The following is a 17,336-nucleotide window of genomic DNA, read 5'->3' on the forward strand; positions in this document are numbered from 1 at the left end:
AATTTCTAGTTTGCTTTGCCTGCTATAAAGTTAACAGCATCACCTACAGTAAGAATTTTTTCAGCTTCACTATCTGAAATTTCTGAACCAAATTCCTCTTCGAAAGCCATTACTAACTCAACTGTATCTAAACTATCTGCTCCAAGATCATCTATGAAACTTGAATCATCTAATACTTTAGCTTCATCAATACCTAGATGATCTGCTACAATTTTTTTAACCTTGCTTGAAATATCTTCTGACATAATGTTCCTTTTTGTTATATTTCGTTAATAGTTCAAAAAGTAGTTTTGTCAACCCAAATACATGCCCCCATTAACATGAAGTGTTTCTCCATTAATATAGTCTGACTGATCTGAGCTTAAGAAATTAACTGCATTAGCTATATCTTCAGGTTTACCCAGTCTATTAGATGGAATTTTATTAATTATTACTTCTTTAAATTTTTCATCTATTTGGTCTGTCATAGCAGTGCTTATAAAGCCTGGGGATATGCAATTAACATTGATATTTTTTTTTGCATATTCAATTGCTAAGCTTTTTGACATTGCAACTATTCCTGCTTTAGATGCTGTATAATTTGCTTGTCCTACATTACCAGTATGTCCAACAACAGACGTTATATTGATAATTTTTCCAGATTTATTTTTTAACATTTTTTTTATTGAATATTTGCACATTAAGAATGTGGAAGTTAAATTAATGTTTATCACTTTTGACCACTCTTCTAAGCTCATTCTAATAGTTAGGTTATCTTTTGTAATGCCTGCATTATTAACAATGCAATCTAATGATCCATCAAGTTCTTTTGTAGCATTTTCTATAAATTCTTCAATTTTATCATGTTGAGAAATATCAAATTTAAGAATTTTTATATTATTAAATTTTTCTTTTAACTCTTCTAGTTTTTCAATTCTTGTACCGGTAGCTAAAATATTTGCGCCATTTTGGATTAATCTCTCGACTATAGAATTACCAATTCCACCTGAGGCACCTGTGACTATAATATTTTTATCTTTTAAACTACTCATTGATATTAATTAACTTTATATCCTCTTCTGAATTTATTGCACTAACTTTAACATTTTTATCTATTCTTTTTATTAATCCAGATAAAACTTTGCCTGGTCCTATTTCTATAAATTCTGTAACACCCTTCTCAATCATTAATAAAACACTTTCCCGCCAACGAACACTGTTTTCAATTTGCTTAATTAGCAATTCTTTTAGTTCATTAGAATTAGGTATTTCTTTTGCTGTTACATTTGAAATAAGAATATTTTTCGGTTCATTAAAATTTAATTTTTCTATTTCCTCTTTCATTACAAGTGTTGCATTATTCATTAATTTACAATGAAATGGAGCGCTAACTGGTAATTTAATATTTTTAATATTTGAACCCTTCAAATCAATCATGATTTTTTCTAGGTTTTCCATTTTTCCACTTAATACAATCTGACCGACAGAATTATCATTTGCAATAAAGCATTCATACTTATCTTTTTTCTCGTCAATAATTTTTTTGATTATTTCAATTTCAGAGCCTAAAACTGCAACCATTCCACCCATTCCTTTTGGAACAGAGTTTTGCATCGCATTACCTCTAATTTTTAATATTTTTAAAGTATCTGAAAATGATAATGATCCAGCTGCTGTTAATGCTGAATATTCTCCTAAAGAATGTCCTGCATAAAATTTTGCTTTACCTAAATCAATTTCAAACTCTTCTTTGGTTAACTTGAATATTGAATAACTAAGCAAAAAAATTGCTGGCTGAGTATTTTCAGTTAAGTCTAATTCTTCTTTAGGGCCATTTAAGATAAGATTTGATAGTGAAAAACCAAGCACATCATCTGCTTCCTTGAATAGATCTTGAACTAAGCTATATTTGGCGTGTAGGTCTTTACCCATTCCTACTAATTGTGAGCCCTGACCTGGAAAAATAACAGAAAACATTTAAATATCTAAAGTTTATTATGGTTTTAAGTGTTGTAATTCAACAATTATAATAGTATATCCTCACTTTTTATTAAAGAACAATTATGAATTTATACGAACACACAATAGTTGCTAGACAAGATACTAGCCCAGCTCAGGTTAAGCAGTTAACTGAGAAATATTCTAAAATAGTAGAAAAAAATGAAGGAAAAATAGTGCAAACTGAAGATTGGGGTTTGTTAAATTTAGCTTACATTATAAAAAAGAATAAAAAAGGCATCTATATGCACTTTAAGATTCAAGGACCTGGAAAAATTATTGATGAATTAGAAAAAAACGAAGTAATTGATAAAAATCTTCTAAGATATATGACAGTTAAGGTTAAGAAATTTAATTTAGAAGCTAAATATTTTTCAAAAAAAGATGAGTACGAAAAAAAAGAATATAAAAAAGAATACAATAGAGACTAATTATGCCATCAAAAAAAAGAGCAGGAAATAAAAAAAAGGGTAATCAAAGTAACTTTGCAAAACTAAGTATTTTTCAGCCTAATAAATACAAATTTAAAAAAACTTGCCCTTTATCTTCTAAGGGTGCTCCAGAAGTTGATTATAAAAACATCAGATTATTAAAAAAATACATGTCTGAAAATGGTAAAATTTTACCATCAAGAATTACAAATGTTTCACAAAAAAAACAAAGAGAGCTTTCTTTGTCTATTAAGAGAGCTAGAAATTTGGCGTTAATTTAAATGAAAGTTATACTTTTAGAAAACTTAAGAAGAATTGGATCTATTGGAGAAATTATAGATGTTAAAAGAGGCTTTGCTAGAAACTTCTTAATATCAAATAAAAAGGCTCTTTATGCTTCAAAAGAAAATATTGCAGAAGTTGAAAAGATTAAATCTGAGCTAAGTAAAAAAGATACCGAAAAGAAAAAAGAAGCTCAAAAAATTTCTGAACAAATTAACAATAAAGAATATGAAATTAAAAAATTAAGCACTGAAAATAAAGAGCTTTATGGATCAGTTAAACCAACTGAAATTTCAAAACTAATATTAGAAAATGACAAGTTAGATATTAAACCTTCAATGATACAACCAAAAACTGAGATTAAATCAATTGGTAAATTTAAGGTAAAAATTATTCTACACTCTGAAGTAGATTTTGAAATTACTGTTAATGTAGTTACAGCTGATACTATTCAATAATTATACAATTTTTTCCCCAGCATATATTTGTTATTTTTTTAAATCTCAATTAAGATAAGATTTACTCATGGAAAATAACCTGAGCTTAGTTAAAGATACATTTAAAGAGCTTCCTAATAATATTGAAGCAGAACAAGCAGTAATTGGATCAATATTAGTTCAAAACGAAACGTTCGATGAAATAAATACCATCGTCTCAAGTATTAACTTTTATGACCCCATGCATCAAAGTATTTTTTCAGCAATTGAAAGTTTAATTTACAAAGGGATGCTCGCAAACCCAATTACTTTAAAAAATTATTTTGAAAATGAAAAGGACGAATTAAATGTTCCTGAATATTTAGTAAAAGTTACAAAATTCTCTACCCCTCCAAGACAAGCAATAGAGTATTCAAGAATTATTTATGACATGTTTGTAAGAAGAGAGTTAATTAAGATATCTGAAAATACTATTGATGCCGCAAAACTAAATGCACTTGATGTTAACGGCCAAAATATAATTGAAAATTCAGAAAGATTATTATTTGATCTTGCCGAAAAAGGATCGTTCAATTCATCGCTTATTAAATTTGATGAAGCGATGAAACAAACTATTGAGATGGCTTCAGCTGCTTATCAAAATGATGAAGGGATCGTTGGTGTTCCTACTGGTCTAAGAGATTTAGATGATAGACTGGGCGGGCTTCATAATTCAGATTTAATTATAATTGCAGGTAGACCTTCGATGGGTAAAACTGCTTTAGCAACAAATATAGCTTTTAACGCTGCTCAAAAACTACAAGAAAGTGGAAAAAAATCTGCAGTAGCTTTCTTCTCACTAGAGATGTCTTCTGAGCAATTATCAACTAGAATTTTAGCAGAACAATCTAGAATTAAATCAAATGATATTAGAAGAGGAAGAATTTCTGATGAGCAGTTTGATAAATTTATTGAGACTTCAAAGAATATCTCTGAACTTCCTTTATATATAGATGAAACGCCAGCTATCAGTATCGCTGCTATGAGCAACAGAGCAAGACGTATTAAAAGATTATTTGGTTTAGATTTGATTGTTGTAGATTACATTCAATTGATGAGAGGATCTGGAAATAATAGAGATGGTAGAGTTCAAGAAATTTCTGAAATCACTCAAGGCCTTAAAGCAATGGCAAAAGAACTTAAACTTCCAGTGATTGCTCTATCACAGCTATCAAGAGCAGTGGAACAAAGAGATGATCATAAACCCCAGTTATCAGATTTAAGAGAATCTGGATCAATTGAACAAGATGCTGACGTTGTAATGTTTGTATATAGAGAGGCCTATTACCTGGAGAGAAAAGAGCCTAGACCCGCAACTGTTGAACATGCTGAATGGCAAGCTAAAATGAATGAAGTATCAAATCTAGCAGAGCTTATTATTGGAAAACAAAGACACGGCCCAACAGGTAATGTTATGGTAGAATTTGAAGCAATGTTTACCAAATTTAAAGATACTCAAATTAACTAATATCCAATATATTAGCTGTGAATGCTTTCTCTATTTTATCAAAATATTGTTTTAAAAAATCCTAAATCAATTTTTATATTACTGTTAATTACTCTCTTAAGTTTTGGGTATTTTTCTAAAGATTTTAGGCTAGATGCCTCATCTGATACTTTATTAATTGAAGGTGATCCCGATCTTGAATACTTGAAAGAAGTCACTGAAAGATATGGTTCTAAAGAGTTTCTAATCTTAACTTATTCTCCTAATGAGGGAATGGTTACTGAATCTTCTATTAATAATCTTTTAAGTTTAAAATATAAAATCCAAAGTCTAGATTGGGTTCATAGCGTTATTACGCTACTTGATATCCCTTTATTAAATAATTCAGAAGCGCCTCTTCAAGAAAGATTAGAAAGTTTTAAAACTTTAAAAGATGAGGGTGTCGATACTGAAAGAGGATTTAAAGAAATATTAAATAGTCCAGTTTTTAGAAATTTTGTAATAAGTGAAGATGGTAAAACAAGTGGCATAATTGTTTATATAAAAAAAGATGAACTTAAAGATATTGAAAATAAATCAGTTCAAGAAATTGAAGATTATAAAGATACTTTAAAAAAGAAAAATCATGAAAATATCACTCAGATAAGAGGGATTATTAAAAGCTATGAAGATGTTGGTAAAATATACTTGGGAGGTATTCCAATGATCACAGATGACATGATGTCATTTATTAAAAGTGATATTATTGTTTTTGGTCTAGGAGTTCTTTTATTTATTATCGCTACCCTATGGTTTATATTTAGAAAACTAATCTGGATTATTGTTCCAATTAGTAGTTGCTTTTTTTCAGTTTTAATTATGACAGGTCTACTTGGTCTTTTAGGTTGGAAGGTTACTGTTATTTCCTCAAATTTTATTGCTCTAATGTTAATTCTAACTATGGCAATGAATATTCATATGAGTACCCGGTTTTTACAATTAAGAGAAGATTTTCCAAATTTAGATAATTTAAAAATTATTACAATGACAACTAGTAAGATGTTTTGGCCAATTATTTACACAGTTCTTACAACTATATGTGCTTTTCTATCTTTAGTATTTAGTGGCATCAAACCTATTATTGATTTTGGGTGGATGATGACTTTAGGATTAATAACTTCTTTTATCATTACATTTACCTTGCTCCCTACTCTACTGAGCTTTATGTCCAACAATAAAGTGAAAGTTAAAGAAGATACAGATTCTAAAATCACTTCTTTTTTTGGTAAAATTTCTATTAACCATAAAAGTATAATTTTTTTAATAACAGGTTTGGTTGTTGGATTAAGTATTGTTGGAATAAGCAAGCTTGAAGTTGAAAATAGTTTTATAAATTATTTTAATAAGAATACTGAAATCTATAAAGGCATGAAACTTATTGATGAAAAACTAGGTGGCACTACACCTTTAGAAGTTATATTGAAATTTCCAGAAAATGTCGCTGTACAGTCTAAAGAAGATGATGAGTTTGAAAACTGGGATGATGAAGGCAGTAAAGGTGATGAAAAATACTGGTTTACTAAAGATAAAGTTGAAAAAATTCAAAATGTTCATAATTATTTAGATAACCTTCCTGCGGTTGGAAAAGTTTTATCATTTAGTTCAATTATTGAAGTTGCAACTCAGTTAAATAATGACAAGCCTCTTGGAACTTTAGAAATGGGCGTTCTTTATTCAAAGATTCCAGAAAGTATAAAAAAAGATATTATAGATCCTTATATATCTATAAAGGATAATGAAGCTAGAATAAGTCTTAGAATTATTGACTCACAGGATGGTCTAAGAAGAAATGATTTAATAAACCAAATAAATTATGACCTTGAAAATGAATTAAAACTTAACAAAGAAGAATTTAAACTAGCTGGTGTTTTAATCTTGTTTAATAATTTGCTCCAAAGTCTTTTTAAATCTCAGATACTCACATTGGGTTTAGTTATGGTTGGAATTTTTGCAATGTTTATGATTTTATTTAGAAATTTTAAACTATCTCTTATCGGTGTTGTTCCAAATTTTATTGCAGCTTTCTTTATTTTAGGAATTATTGGTTTGCTTGGAATACCACTTGATATGATGACTATTACTATTGCTGCAATCACAATAGGGATAGCCGTAGATAATAGCATTCACTACATTTATAGATTTAAAGAAGAGTTTTTAAAAAATAAAGACTATAATAAAACACTAAAAGTTTGCCATTCAACTGTGGGTGTTGCAATACTAAATACTTCAATAACTATTGTCTTTGGTTTCTCAATTCTTGTTTTTTCTAAATTTATACCAACAATTTACTTTGGTGTATTCACTGGTTTAGCAATGTTACTTGCGATGATTTCTGTATTAACTTTACTACCCTCTCTTATTTTAATAAGTAAACCCTTCGGAAAATAAAACTATTATGCTTGATGCTTTAAAAGATTTTTATCAAGTAGTCTCTTTAATAGACCTAATATTTTTAATCATTACAATTTTTTCAGTTATCAAGTGTTATAGTAAAGGTTTTGTTTTAAGTTTATTGTCAGCTTCAAAGTGGGTATTGGCTTATGTTGTAACTTTAATTCTATTTCCAAAAGTTAAGCCTTATTTTAAAAATATAATTGATAGTGAATATGTCTTAGATATTACGCTCGGCATAACTATTTTTGTTTTAGTGATCTTTATTGTTCTAATTGCAAATAAGGCTATTAGTAAGACGGTAAAATTTGTTGGACTAGGAAGGCTCGATTCTTTATTTGGGTTATTTTTTGGATTTATTCGAAGCTATGTAATCTGTATTTTTTTATTTTCAGTTATAGATATTGTATATAATTATAGTAAATGGCCGATTAATACTGATAAATCATACGCCTTTCCATATATAGAAAAAGGTAGTAATTATTTATTAAAAGAGTTTCCAAATGAAAAAAACTATCAAGATTCTAAAGAAAAAATTCAAGATTTATAATCCTAAATTAAATGAAGAATGCGGTGTATTTGGTATAAGCAATAGTGATGATGCTGCTGCTCTAACTGCTTTAGGATTGCATGCCCTTCAACACAGAGGTCAAGAAGGTTGTGGAATTGTATCATTTGATGGAGAAAAATATCATTCAGAAAAAAGATTTGGTTTGGTTGGGGACAACTTTAACAAAGAAAAAGTATTAAAAAATTTACTTGGAAAATATGCTATCGGTCATAACAGATATAGTACTACCGGTGAAAATACCTTAAGAAATATCCAACCTTTCTTTGCGGATACTAACGCAGGTGGTATTGGTGTTGCACATAATGGAAATTTAACTAATTCCGTTACACTTAGAAACAAGTTAGTTGAAGATGGTGCAATTTTTTACACAACATCAGATACTGAAACAATTGTTCAATTAATTGCAAAATCAAAAAGAAACAAAACAGTTGATAAGGTTATTGATGCAATATTTCAAATTCAAGGTGGCTACGCATTAGTTATGCTCACACAAAACACATTAATAGGTGTTAGGGACCCCCATGGAATACGACCTTTAATTATTGGTAAAATAAAAGATAGTTACGTCTTGGCATCCGAAACATGTGCGCTAGATATTATTGGAGCAAAGTATGTAAGAGATGTAGAAAATGGTGAAATTGTTTTGATTGAAAACAATGAGTTAAAAAGTTTTAAACCCTTCCCTGCAAGAAAAGTTAGGCCTTGTGTTTTTGAATATATTTACTTTGCAAGACCAGATAGTTTATTAGATGGAAAATCAGCTTATGAACATAGAAAAAATTTAGGAATAGAGCTTGCTAAAGAAAATAAAATTAATGCAGATATAATTGTCCCTGTACCGGACTCAGGAAATGCTGCAGCACTTGGATTTGCTCAACACTTAGGAATTAATTTTGAATTAGGCTTAATTAGAAATCATTATGTTGGAAGAACTTTTATAGAACCTAGTCAAAAAATTAGAAGCCTGGGAGTTAAATTAAAATTAAACGCTAATCAATCTACAATTAAAGATAAAAGAATTATTTTGATAGATGACTCACTTGTCAGAGGAACAACTTCTCATAAAATTGTTAAAATGCTTTATGACGCTGGTGCAAAAGAAGTTCATGTTAAAATTGCCTGTCCAGAAATTAGATATCCAGACTTTTATGGGGTGGATACACCAACTAAAAAAGAGCTTCTTGCAGCAAACAAAACAAATGAAGAAATTTGCGAATATATAGGTGCTAAATCTTTGGATTTTCTATCGCTTGAGGGTTTGTATAGAGCAATAGGATTTGAAAAACGTAATGACACGTATCCTCAATTAACAGATCATTATTTTACAGGTGAATACCCTGTTAAACCTATAGACGAGCTGGGTGATGATAAAATTACTCAATTATCATTGCTAAGTACTGCTTCGAATAACTAAATTAACCATCATATAATTCTCATAAAGAAAGTCTGAACATAAAGACTTTAAAATGAACATTAAACCCTTATATATAAATCAATGATCACTCACAAAGAGAATATAATCAAATATTTTAAATCTGGAATTAAAGATAATAAAGATTTTAAAATTGGTATTGAGCATGAAAAATTTTTATTTGATGAAAAAACAAACAAAAGAGTAGATTACCCTACTGTCCTTAAAATGTTTTCACTACTAAGTGAGTTTGGATGGAAGCCAATAATGGAAAAAGAAAATATTATTGGGTTACAGAAACAAGGAAAAAGCATCACCTTAGAACCTGGAAATCAAATTGAATTATCGGGAGATAAATTAAACAATATTCATGAGGCTTGTGCTGAATCTCATGATTACTTATTTGAGTTACAACAAGTAACTAAAAAATTAAATTTAAAAATTGTTAGTGCTGGTTTTGATCCTATTTCAAGCCTTAGTGAAGTTTCTAATAATCCAAAACAAAGATATCAAGTAATGACTAAAGATATGCCTAATGGTGGTTCTTTAAGCTTAGACATGATGTATAGGACTTGTGGTACACAACTTAATTTAGATTATGATTCTGAAAAAGATTTCATTAAAAAGTTTAAAATAATAAATTCTATAGTTCCTATATCTATTGCACTATTTGCAAATTCTTCAATTGTTGAAAAAAAAAATAGTGGTTACAGCTCTTATCGATCTAAAGTTTGGCAAGAAACATCTAGAGGTGGTTTACCTGAAGTTTTTTTTGATAATATGGACTTTGAAAAATATGCAGATTTTTCAATAAACTTTCCTTTATTATTTATTCAAAACGAAAAAGAATATTTATCAGGAAATAATTATTCATTTTCAGATTTCATGAATGGAAAAATTAATGAAATTAACAACAGACTTCCAACCGAAGACGATTTAACTACTCACCTAAGTACAATTTTTACAGAAAATAGACTTAAGAAATATATAGAATTAAGATCAATGGATACTTGTGGTTGGGATTGTTTGTGCTCAGGACCTGCTTTTAATACTGGAATTTTATATGGCAACTTAGATGAGGCTTATGAATTAATTTCTAAGTGGGATAAAAACAAAATAATTAATGCCTATCTAGAAGCACCTAAAAAAGGTTTTAATACCGAGTTAATGGGAAAAGATCTATTACATTGGGCATCATTGCTGCTTGGTATTTCAAGAAAAGGATTATTAAACAGAGATATTCTGAATAAATCTAATGATAATGAGGCTAAATTTTTAAATCATCTAGATAAACTAATTGATAATAAGACAACAAACGCAGATCATATGATAGATAAATTTTCTAAGAATGAAAATTTAAACGACTTATATGACAAATAAGACAGTTGCAATTCAAGGTAATCATCCTTCAAAATTAAAACCTCTAACTGATACTAGTATATTTCTAGCTGTTGAAGCACAAAGATTAAAATACAAAATTTTTTATTATGAACCTAAAGACCTTTCTATAATCAACGATAAGGTTGTAGCTAATGGATTTTATGTAGAGTTTAATTATTCAAATAAACGTTTTTTTAAAATATTAAATAAACAAAAACTGGAACTTACTAAATGTGAGTATATTTTGATACGTCAAGACCCTCCTTTTAATTTAGAATACATTTCAACAACTTACATTTTAGATAAGATAAAAAATAAAGTTAAAATTATTAATAATCCAACATCTATTAGAAATATTTCTGAAAAACTATATTCAACATTTTTTCAAAAATATATGCCAAATACAATTTTTACAAAAGATATGAATGAAATTAATAAATTTTTTTCTAAAAACAAAAAAATGATTATAAAACCTATTCATAGCTTTAGTGGAAATGATATTCATTTATTTCAAAATAAGATCAATACTAAATTAATTACACGCTTTATAAAAAAACATGGACATATTATGTGTCAAAAGTTTTTACCTAAAATTAAGTTTGGAGATAAAAGAGTTTTTATAATTAATGGTAAAGTTTGTGGTGCTATCTCTAGAGTTCCAAAGAAGGGATCTTTTTTAAGTAACATGAGTAAAGGGGCCATACCTATTTCTGTTAAATTAACAAAATTAGAAAATAAAATTTCAAATTTAATTGGCAGAAATCTTAAAAAAAATGACATCTACTTTTCTGGTATTGATTTTATTGACCAAAAGTTAAATGGAGATATTAATGTAACTTCTCCTACAGGATTAAAATCTTTTTACGACCTTACAAACATTAATCTTGCAAAAATATTTTGGAAAGGATTAAGAGCTTGAAAAGTTTATCCGAACAACAAAAGGGATCTTTACTCGCATTTGTTGCGGTAATGTTTATTACGCCTGATAGTTTATTTATAAGGCTTTCTAATGTTGATACTTGGGGGCTTGTTTTTTATCGAGGTCTTATTCCTTTCATCACTGTATTTTTAGGAATGTTATTAATTTATAAATTAAATTTCTTTAAAATGCTTTTTTCAAGTGGCTATCATGGCTTACTTTATATTGGTACTTTTTCTGTGACCAATATTACTTTCGTTGTTTCAATACAAAATACCAATGTTGCAAACACATTAGTTATGATTGCAATGGCTCCTATGTTATCTGCAATACTTGGTGCAATATTTTTAAAAGAATTACCTGATAGAAAAACATGGATTACAATATTTGTAACTTTTACTGCTGCTATTTATATATTCTACGATTCAATACAATTAGGTAACTTTTTTGGAGATATATTAGGCTTAATAACTGCCTTAGGTTTGGCTGTTGGTGCAGTTACCATTAGATCTGCAAAGGATAAAAACTTAATCCCAGCTGCGGTTGTTGGTAAGTTAATAGTGGCGATGTTTGCACTTCTGTTTATTGAAAGTTTTGCACTGGTGGATAGTGACCTAATTATTGTTCCTTTAATGTGCATTATGTGTGTGGCTATACCCTTTGTGCTAGTTACTATAGCTCCAAGATTCATACCCGCAGCTGAAGTGAACCTATTCTTCTTATTAGAGACTATAATTGGTCCTATTTGGGTATGGATGATTATTAAGGAGCAACCCAGCCTTGAAACTATACAAGGTGGTGCTGTAATCATTACAGCCATCGCAATCCACTCATTTATCAAATTAAAGAATTCATAGTTTAATCACAATAAAGACTTGATTTACAATTAGATCGCAAATAAGTACGGTCAGTTTTATGAATAAAGTTTTAAAGAATTCTTGGGCATTGTTTTTAGGTATGGGCTTCTTAATGATGGCTTATGGATTTCAAAGTTCACTCCTAGGTGTAAGAGCTGTTCAAGAAGAATTCAGTCTTGCAGCAACTGGATTTATGATGTCTGGGTATTTTGTTGGATATTTTATTGGTGCATCAACTATTCCTAATCTTATATCGAGAGTTGGTCATATCAGAGTGTTTGCAGCTTTTGCATCTCTAGCATCTTTAATTATTTTGGTTCACTCAATTTTTATTAATCCATATATTTGGTTTATTTTAAGAGTATTAACAGGAATAAGTATGGTTTGTATTTATACTGTTGCTGAAAGTTGGTTAAACGATAGATCTAGTAATAAAAATAGAGGAAGTGTTTTATCTATTTATATGGTTATTTTATATGGATCAATGGGCATAGGAATGTTTTTATTAAACTTTAGTAGCCCTCAAAATTATCAACCATTTATATTAGTTTCAATTATTACTTCAGTTGCACTTATACCTATTCTTTTAACTAAAAAAAAACCACCTACATTTAAAAAGATTAAGGGTATGCCTTTAAAAGAACTTTATGAAACGTCACCCTTTGGAATGGTAAGTGCACTTTTTTATGGAACAATTCAGTCAGCACTTTTTACATTGTTGGCAGTTTATGCTGCATCAATGAATTTTACTATTTTTCAAATATCACTTGTAACTTTTCTTTTAGCAATTTCTGGTGCTATCTCCCAATATCCTATTGGAAAACTTTCTGACAAGTATGATAGAAGAAAAGTAATAGTTATCTCAACTTTTGGTGCTAGTGTTTTTGCTCTATTTGCTATCATATCTTCAGGTCAGATGTATTTACCAGGCGAACTAGGTACAAGTAAAGTGTGGTTTTTTATTTTCTTAATTTTATTTTCTATTTGTAGTTTACCGATGTTCTCTTTAATTTGTGCACATACTAATGATTATATACCAAAAGAAAAATTTGTAGCAGCTGGTGCTGGTATACAGTTTACATTTGGCTTGGGCGCTATGAGTGGTCCATTCCTTTGTTCAATATTTATGGATGTTGTTGGCTCTAACGGTTTTTTTGTATTTTTACTTTTCTTTCATGCTTTAATAGGTGTGTTTGGTGTCTATAGAATGAGAGTTAGACAAACAGTTGAAAACCCAGACTCACAGTTCGTTGCTATGCCTTCATCTATTACGCCTGCTGGAATTGAATTAAACCCAACAACAGAACCTATCGAAGAACCAAAAAAACCTGAAGAGGTTCAACCAGTAACAAATCTTTAAGCATATTGGCCAGCCACATAGCCAGAAGACCAAGCCCATTGAAAATTATAACCACCTAAATGGCCAGTAACATCTACAACTTCACCAATAAAAAATAATCCGGGGTGTTTATTGGACATCATTGTTTTGGAAGAAATTTCTTCAGTATCAATACCCCCCAGGGTAACCTCGGCAGTTCTATAGCCTTCGGTTCCTGTTGGGTTTATCGCCCAAGCATTTATAGAATTACTCAAATTTGTTAATACCTTGTTAGATAATTCACATATATTTCCTTTAACGTTATTTTCATTACAGATTATATGAGCTAATCGTTTAGGAAGGATTTCAGAAACTACACTATTTATATCATGCTTAGGATTAGAAATTTTTCTATCATTTAGAAATTTATCTACATCTAGTTTTGGTGATAGGTTAACCTTGATATCATCTCCCAATTTCCAATAAGAAGAAATTTGTAATATAGAAGGTCCACTCAAACCTCTGTGAGTAAATAACATTCCCTCCTCAAAAAAAGTCTTTTTAAATGAAACAACTGCTTCAACAGATAACCCCGTAAGCTCTTTACATATTGCTAGTATTTTTTCACTAAAAGTTAAAGGAACTAATGCGGGTAATGTTTCAATAACTTTTATATTAAACTTTTGAGCAATATCATAGCCAAATTTACTTGCTCCAATTTTTGGAATAGATAGACCCCCTGTTGCAATAATTAAAGATTCACAGAAATATTTATCATTACCAACAATTATAAAATATTTATCATCTTGTTTTTCTATATCATCAATAGTTGTATCTTTTTTTAAAACTACATTTGCCATCTCACACTCTAAAAGTAACATATCTATGATTTGTTGAGCACTTTCATCACAAAAGAGTTGTCCTAATTTTTTTTCATGAAATTTAATATTATGTTTCTTTATTAAATCTATAAAATTATTTTGGGTGTATTGTTTTAAAGCTGATATTACAAATTTTGGATTGTTTGAAATAAACTTACTGGGGTGTGTATGTATGTTTGTAAAATTACATCTTCCACCACCTGATATTCTGATTTTTTCTCCTATTTTTTTTGCATGATCGACTAAAAGTACTTTTCTTCCACGTTTGCCAGCTTCTATAGCACTCATCATGCCTGCTGCACCTGCACCTACTACAATAACGTCAAATTTTTCTGTCATGGATTATTAATAATAATGTTTAATAATGTGGAGGTTTTTTATCAATCATAACCATACCTGCTTCATCACTACTCTCTAATTCATTAATTCTTTTTTCAACGTTTGAGATTTGTTTTTTTAAAACAGATACCTCTTTTTGTTGAGAATACAGTTCATCACTCATTTGAGATATTTCATTTTGAAGAAAACTGATCTGTTCTTCTAACTTTTTAACTAAATCTTCCATATAAGTGCAGCTTAAAAGAGTTTTAAAATAAATCAAATAGTCAATTATCAAAATTTTTGTTATGGTTAAATCATTAGATAATAAAAAATTATGCCTTCATTTGATGTAATCAGTAAAATTAGTTACCCAGAATTTGATAACGCTCTTGCTAATTGCCTAAGAGAAATTGGTAATCGATTTGACTTTAAAGGACTTGATATTTCAATTGAAAGAAAAGATAAGATTATCACCACATTAGCACCAGATGCATTAAAATTAAAACAAGTAAATGAATTATTACAAGTTCATCTTATAAGACGAAAAGTTGATCCAAGAGTGATAGCAATTAAAAATTCAGAAAATGCCGCAGGTTCATCGATTAGACAAGTTAGTGAACTTGAAGAAGGTATTAGTCAAGAAAATGCAAAAAAAATTATTGCTGAAATAAAAAAACTAAAACTTAAAATTCAGATTAAAATTCAAGGAGAAGAGTTACGAGCTGAAGGAAAAAAAAGGGATGACCTTCAAGAAGCAATGTCCGCAATAAGTGCTATTGATATTGGTCTTCCAATAGAATTTGTAAACTTTAGAGATTAAATTTAGTTTAATGACCAAAGAAAACGCAAGTAAACTGTGGAAAATGATACAGGAAGCTGGTGATTATTTACTGGGTCAATTGCCAAGCCATCCAAATCATCCTAAAGGAAGAAACCCCTACGCTCACGCTGCTCTTTGTGTCAAAGAGAAGTTTGGCAACTCATATAAAGATATTCCTGATGATAAGTTTCAAGAAGTTGTTGATTACATTAACTTTTTGAAAGAGAACCCAAGTTAAGCAAGAGAACATTTTGTTCTAACTCGAATAAGTGTCTGGTTTGTGTCTGGTCTATCCCAGATAATCCTATACCCAGAACCACGATCCCTAAAAGTTTTTTCATTGCCTAAAGTCCTCTGGCACCCAATTAATATCTTTGGGCTTTAAATCTTCATTATTGAATAAATCAATTTGTCTAACTAATTTATCGTTATTTTCTTCCTCTATTGTAGATAAGTGTTCTTCAATAGGAATTCCCTTCACGTGTGAAATACTTGCATAACACAAATCATCTTTCCATTTTATATCTTCAGTTTTTGCTTCAAGTTGCTTTTTAAGATGAACAATCCAATCCTGTCTTTCTTGTGTGCATCGCTGATCCGCATAAGCATTCCCACTCAACAACAAACCCAGAACCACGATCCCTAAAAGTTTTTTCATTAATAAAAGCATATAATATTATCTCTCTGGGTACCAGTTGTCCCATATTATCCTATGATGAATTGTTACATTTATAAATGGCATCATAATCTCCTGGATAAAAGTAATCTATTCGCATTGTGCTTAATTCCTTTCCCTTTCCACCAACAAATTGTAATTCCATAGAGTTTCCTGGTGGATCGCCATCTTTAATCCAATCAGGCATATAGGTTGGTTCAATAATAAGCATATGACCACTATATTGATAACCAAAAGTTTTTTTTTTTAAAAAATCTTTTTTAATTAATACTTCTCCTCCTTGAATAAATTCACCATCCCAAAAACCAAATTTTATCCTAAATATTTTTGGAAATTTAACTATGGGAGCATATTTAGCGCCACCATTAGAGGGAAATTTCTGTTTGCCATTCATTTCACAAAATAGTGTAAAACTTTGGAATGGTAATATTTTTGTATGATAGCTTCTATTGACCACAGGAAATAAAATTATCAAAATTAACACTAATATAATAATAGGATTAAACCTATTTTCTAAAATTTTCATATTATATTAATTTCCAAACCTTGATACGCATAGACGATGTACTGATGTTTCAACTATTGAATCATCTAACGAACGCATAAAATCACGAGCTATAGTGTATTTTTGCCATTCTTGTTCTTCTGTTCCTAAATTAGATATGTGATATTTCTCTCCACCTAAAACATATTCTAACTTTTTATAATTAGGTATCTTGTTATTAATAGTATCAAATTTTAATTTTATTATTTTATATAAATCTTCAGCATTTTCTTCCTTTGAATAAAAACCTGTTCCAATTGTTAAAAATTGCTTTTCTTTAGCCCAAATAACTAATTGTACTTGATCAATTGAAAAAGTATATTGCATTAAAACTCTATCACCATCAAATGTCATATCTAAAAAATATTTTTTATCACTTTTGTTTTTAATATTGACATAACTCCAATCATCATAATCAACTATAAAAGTTAAATTAGGGATTTTTTTAATAAATTTTCTTTTATTTGCATCTGTACTTATCCTTCCTTGATATAACTCACCAACTTTACAAATCACTCTAATTTTTTTTGCAAATGAATTCTCAGTAATAAATAAACTCAAAATTAGGATGATTAAAATATTCCTCATGTTAAAA

At 29.2% G+C, this 17,336-nt stretch carries 21 protein-coding genes; 13 read left to right on the forward strand and 8 right to left on the reverse strand.

Translation table 11 applies throughout. From position 1 onward, the window contains the following. Positions 1-5 precede the first annotated feature (5 nt). From ABXT61_RS04820 to fabD, 3 genes are read right to left on the reverse strand one after another with little or no spacing between them, the layout of a single operon-like run. Positions 6-245 (reverse strand): acyl carrier protein, encoded by a 240-nt coding sequence (locus tag ABXT61_RS04820; protein ID WP_006997205.1) that lies wholly within the window; start codon positions 243-245, stop codon positions 6-8. 48 nt (positions 246-293) lie between these two features. Continuing rightward, the gene (gene fabG, locus ABXT61_RS04825; protein WP_415314646.1) at positions 294-1,031 is read right to left on the reverse strand and encodes a 3-oxoacyl-[acyl-carrier-protein] reductase; all 738 of its coding nucleotides are present in this window, start codon (positions 1,029-1,031) and stop codon (positions 294-296) included. Further along, complete coding sequence (gene fabD / locus ABXT61_RS04830) at positions 1,024-1,956, reverse strand: ACP S-malonyltransferase (RefSeq protein ID WP_415314647.1); 933 nt, start codon at positions 1,954-1,956, stop codon at positions 1,024-1,026. Before fabD ends, fabG begins: the two co-directional genes overlap by 8 nt. An 86-nt stretch (positions 1,957-2,042) precedes the next feature. Here fabD and rpsF point away from each other — a divergent pair, with 86 nt between their 5' ends. From rpsF to ABXT61_RS04885, 11 genes are all read left to right on the forward strand, one after another. Further along, positions 2,043-2,408, forward strand: a complete 366-nt coding sequence (gene rpsF, locus ABXT61_RS04835) for a 30S ribosomal protein S6 (RefSeq protein ID WP_415314649.1) — start codon at positions 2,043-2,045, stop codon at positions 2,406-2,408. A 2-nt stretch (positions 2,409-2,410) separates the two neighbouring features. Continuing rightward, positions 2,411-2,689 carry a 30S ribosomal protein S18 gene (gene rpsR / locus ABXT61_RS04840; RefSeq protein ID WP_415314651.1) on the forward strand — a complete coding sequence of 93 codons (279 nt, stop codon included), beginning with the start codon at positions 2,411-2,413 and terminating at the stop codon, positions 2,687-2,689. Next, positions 2,690-3,148, forward strand: a complete 459-nt coding sequence (gene rplI / locus ABXT61_RS04845) for a 50S ribosomal protein L9 (protein WP_415314652.1) — start codon at positions 2,690-2,692, stop codon at positions 3,146-3,148. Positions 3,149-3,215: 67 nt separating this feature from the next. Continuing rightward, positions 3,216-4,634: a replicative DNA helicase gene (locus tag ABXT61_RS04850; protein WP_415314653.1), complete on the forward strand. Its 1,419-nt coding sequence runs from the start codon at positions 3,216-3,218 to the stop codon at positions 4,632-4,634. Between the two features lie 21 nt (positions 4,635-4,655). Next, on the forward strand, positions 4,656-7,040 hold the full coding sequence (locus tag ABXT61_RS04855; RefSeq protein WP_415314655.1) for an efflux RND transporter permease subunit: 2,385 nt from the start codon (positions 4,656-4,658) through the stop codon (positions 7,038-7,040). Positions 7,041-7,047: 7 nt separating this feature from the next. Then, positions 7,048-7,593, forward strand: a complete 546-nt coding sequence (locus tag ABXT61_RS04860; RefSeq protein ID WP_415314656.1) for a CvpA family protein — start codon at positions 7,048-7,050, stop codon at positions 7,591-7,593. Continuing rightward, on the forward strand, positions 7,547-9,028 hold the full coding sequence (gene purF / locus ABXT61_RS04865; RefSeq protein WP_415314657.1) for an amidophosphoribosyltransferase: 1,482 nt from the start codon (positions 7,547-7,549) through the stop codon (positions 9,026-9,028). The genes ABXT61_RS04860 and purF overlap by 47 nt, the downstream gene beginning before the upstream one ends. 81 nt (positions 9,029-9,109) lie before the next feature. Next, a complete protein-coding gene (locus ABXT61_RS04870; RefSeq protein ID WP_415314659.1) occupies positions 9,110-10,405 on the forward strand; it encodes a glutamate--cysteine ligase in 1,296 nt (431 codons plus the stop codon). Continuing rightward, positions 10,395-11,324: a glutathione synthase gene (gene gshB, locus ABXT61_RS04875; RefSeq protein WP_415314660.1), complete on the forward strand. Its 930-nt coding sequence runs from the start codon at positions 10,395-10,397 to the stop codon at positions 11,322-11,324. The genes ABXT61_RS04870 and gshB overlap by 11 nt, the downstream gene beginning before the upstream one ends. Then, positions 11,321-12,181 carry a DMT family transporter gene (locus ABXT61_RS04880; RefSeq protein WP_415314661.1) on the forward strand — a complete coding sequence of 287 codons (861 nt, stop codon included), beginning with the start codon at positions 11,321-11,323 and terminating at the stop codon, positions 12,179-12,181. Before gshB ends, ABXT61_RS04880 begins: the two co-directional genes overlap by 4 nt. A gap of 58 nt (positions 12,182-12,239) precedes the next feature. After that, the gene (locus ABXT61_RS04885) at positions 12,240-13,541 is read left to right on the forward strand and encodes an MFS transporter (RefSeq protein ID WP_415314663.1); all 1,302 of its coding nucleotides are present in this window, start codon (positions 12,240-12,242) and stop codon (positions 13,539-13,541) included. Here the strand turns inward: ABXT61_RS04885 and ABXT61_RS04890 are convergent. Both ABXT61_RS04890 and ABXT61_RS04895 read right to left on the reverse strand, forming a co-directional pair. After that, positions 13,538-14,719 carry an NAD(P)/FAD-dependent oxidoreductase gene (locus ABXT61_RS04890; protein WP_415314664.1) on the reverse strand — a complete coding sequence of 394 codons (1,182 nt, stop codon included), beginning with the start codon at positions 14,717-14,719 and terminating at the stop codon, positions 13,538-13,540. The genes ABXT61_RS04885 and ABXT61_RS04890 overlap by 4 nt on opposite strands. Before the next feature lie 19 nt (positions 14,720-14,738). Beyond that, positions 14,739-14,945, reverse strand: coding sequence for a SlyX family protein (locus ABXT61_RS04895; protein WP_415314665.1), 207 nt, complete (start codon positions 14,943-14,945; stop codon positions 14,739-14,741). Between the two features lie 90 nt (positions 14,946-15,035). On the opposite strand from ABXT61_RS04895, the gene ABXT61_RS04900 reads away from it, so the two are divergent. Together ABXT61_RS04900 and ABXT61_RS04905 are read left to right on the forward strand one after the other, a co-directional pair. Then, positions 15,036-15,521, forward strand: coding sequence for a YajQ family cyclic di-GMP-binding protein (locus ABXT61_RS04900; protein WP_415314666.1), 486 nt, complete (start codon positions 15,036-15,038; stop codon positions 15,519-15,521). 10 nt (positions 15,522-15,531) lie between these two features. Further along, the gene (locus tag ABXT61_RS04905) at positions 15,532-15,759 is read left to right on the forward strand and encodes a hypothetical protein (protein ID WP_415314667.1); all 228 of its coding nucleotides are present in this window, start codon (positions 15,532-15,534) and stop codon (positions 15,757-15,759) included. 99 nt (positions 15,760-15,858) lie between these two features. On the opposite strand, the gene ABXT61_RS04910 is transcribed toward ABXT61_RS04905, so the two are convergent. Genes ABXT61_RS04910 through ABXT61_RS04920 form a run of 3 tightly spaced genes read right to left on the reverse strand, consistent with a single transcriptional unit; the run spans position 15,859 to position 17,329 of the window. Then, positions 15,859-16,179, reverse strand: a complete 321-nt coding sequence (locus ABXT61_RS04910; protein ID WP_415314669.1) for a hypothetical protein — start codon at positions 16,177-16,179, stop codon at positions 15,859-15,861. 52 nt (positions 16,180-16,231) lie between these two features. After that, positions 16,232-16,723 carry a hypothetical protein gene (locus ABXT61_RS04915; RefSeq protein ID WP_415314670.1) on the reverse strand — a complete coding sequence of 164 codons (492 nt, stop codon included), beginning with the start codon at positions 16,721-16,723 and terminating at the stop codon, positions 16,232-16,234. Positions 16,724-16,729: 6 nt separating this feature from the next. Continuing rightward, on the reverse strand, positions 16,730-17,329 hold the full coding sequence (locus ABXT61_RS04920; RefSeq protein ID WP_415314672.1) for a hypothetical protein: 600 nt from the start codon (positions 17,327-17,329) through the stop codon (positions 16,730-16,732). Between the last annotated feature and the right edge of the window lie 7 nt (positions 17,330-17,336).

Origin of the sequence: Candidatus Pelagibacter sp. Uisw_137 (assembly GCF_047720245.1) — a bacterium.
Taxonomy (GTDB): domain Bacteria; phylum Pseudomonadota; class Alphaproteobacteria; order Pelagibacterales; family Pelagibacteraceae; genus Pelagibacter.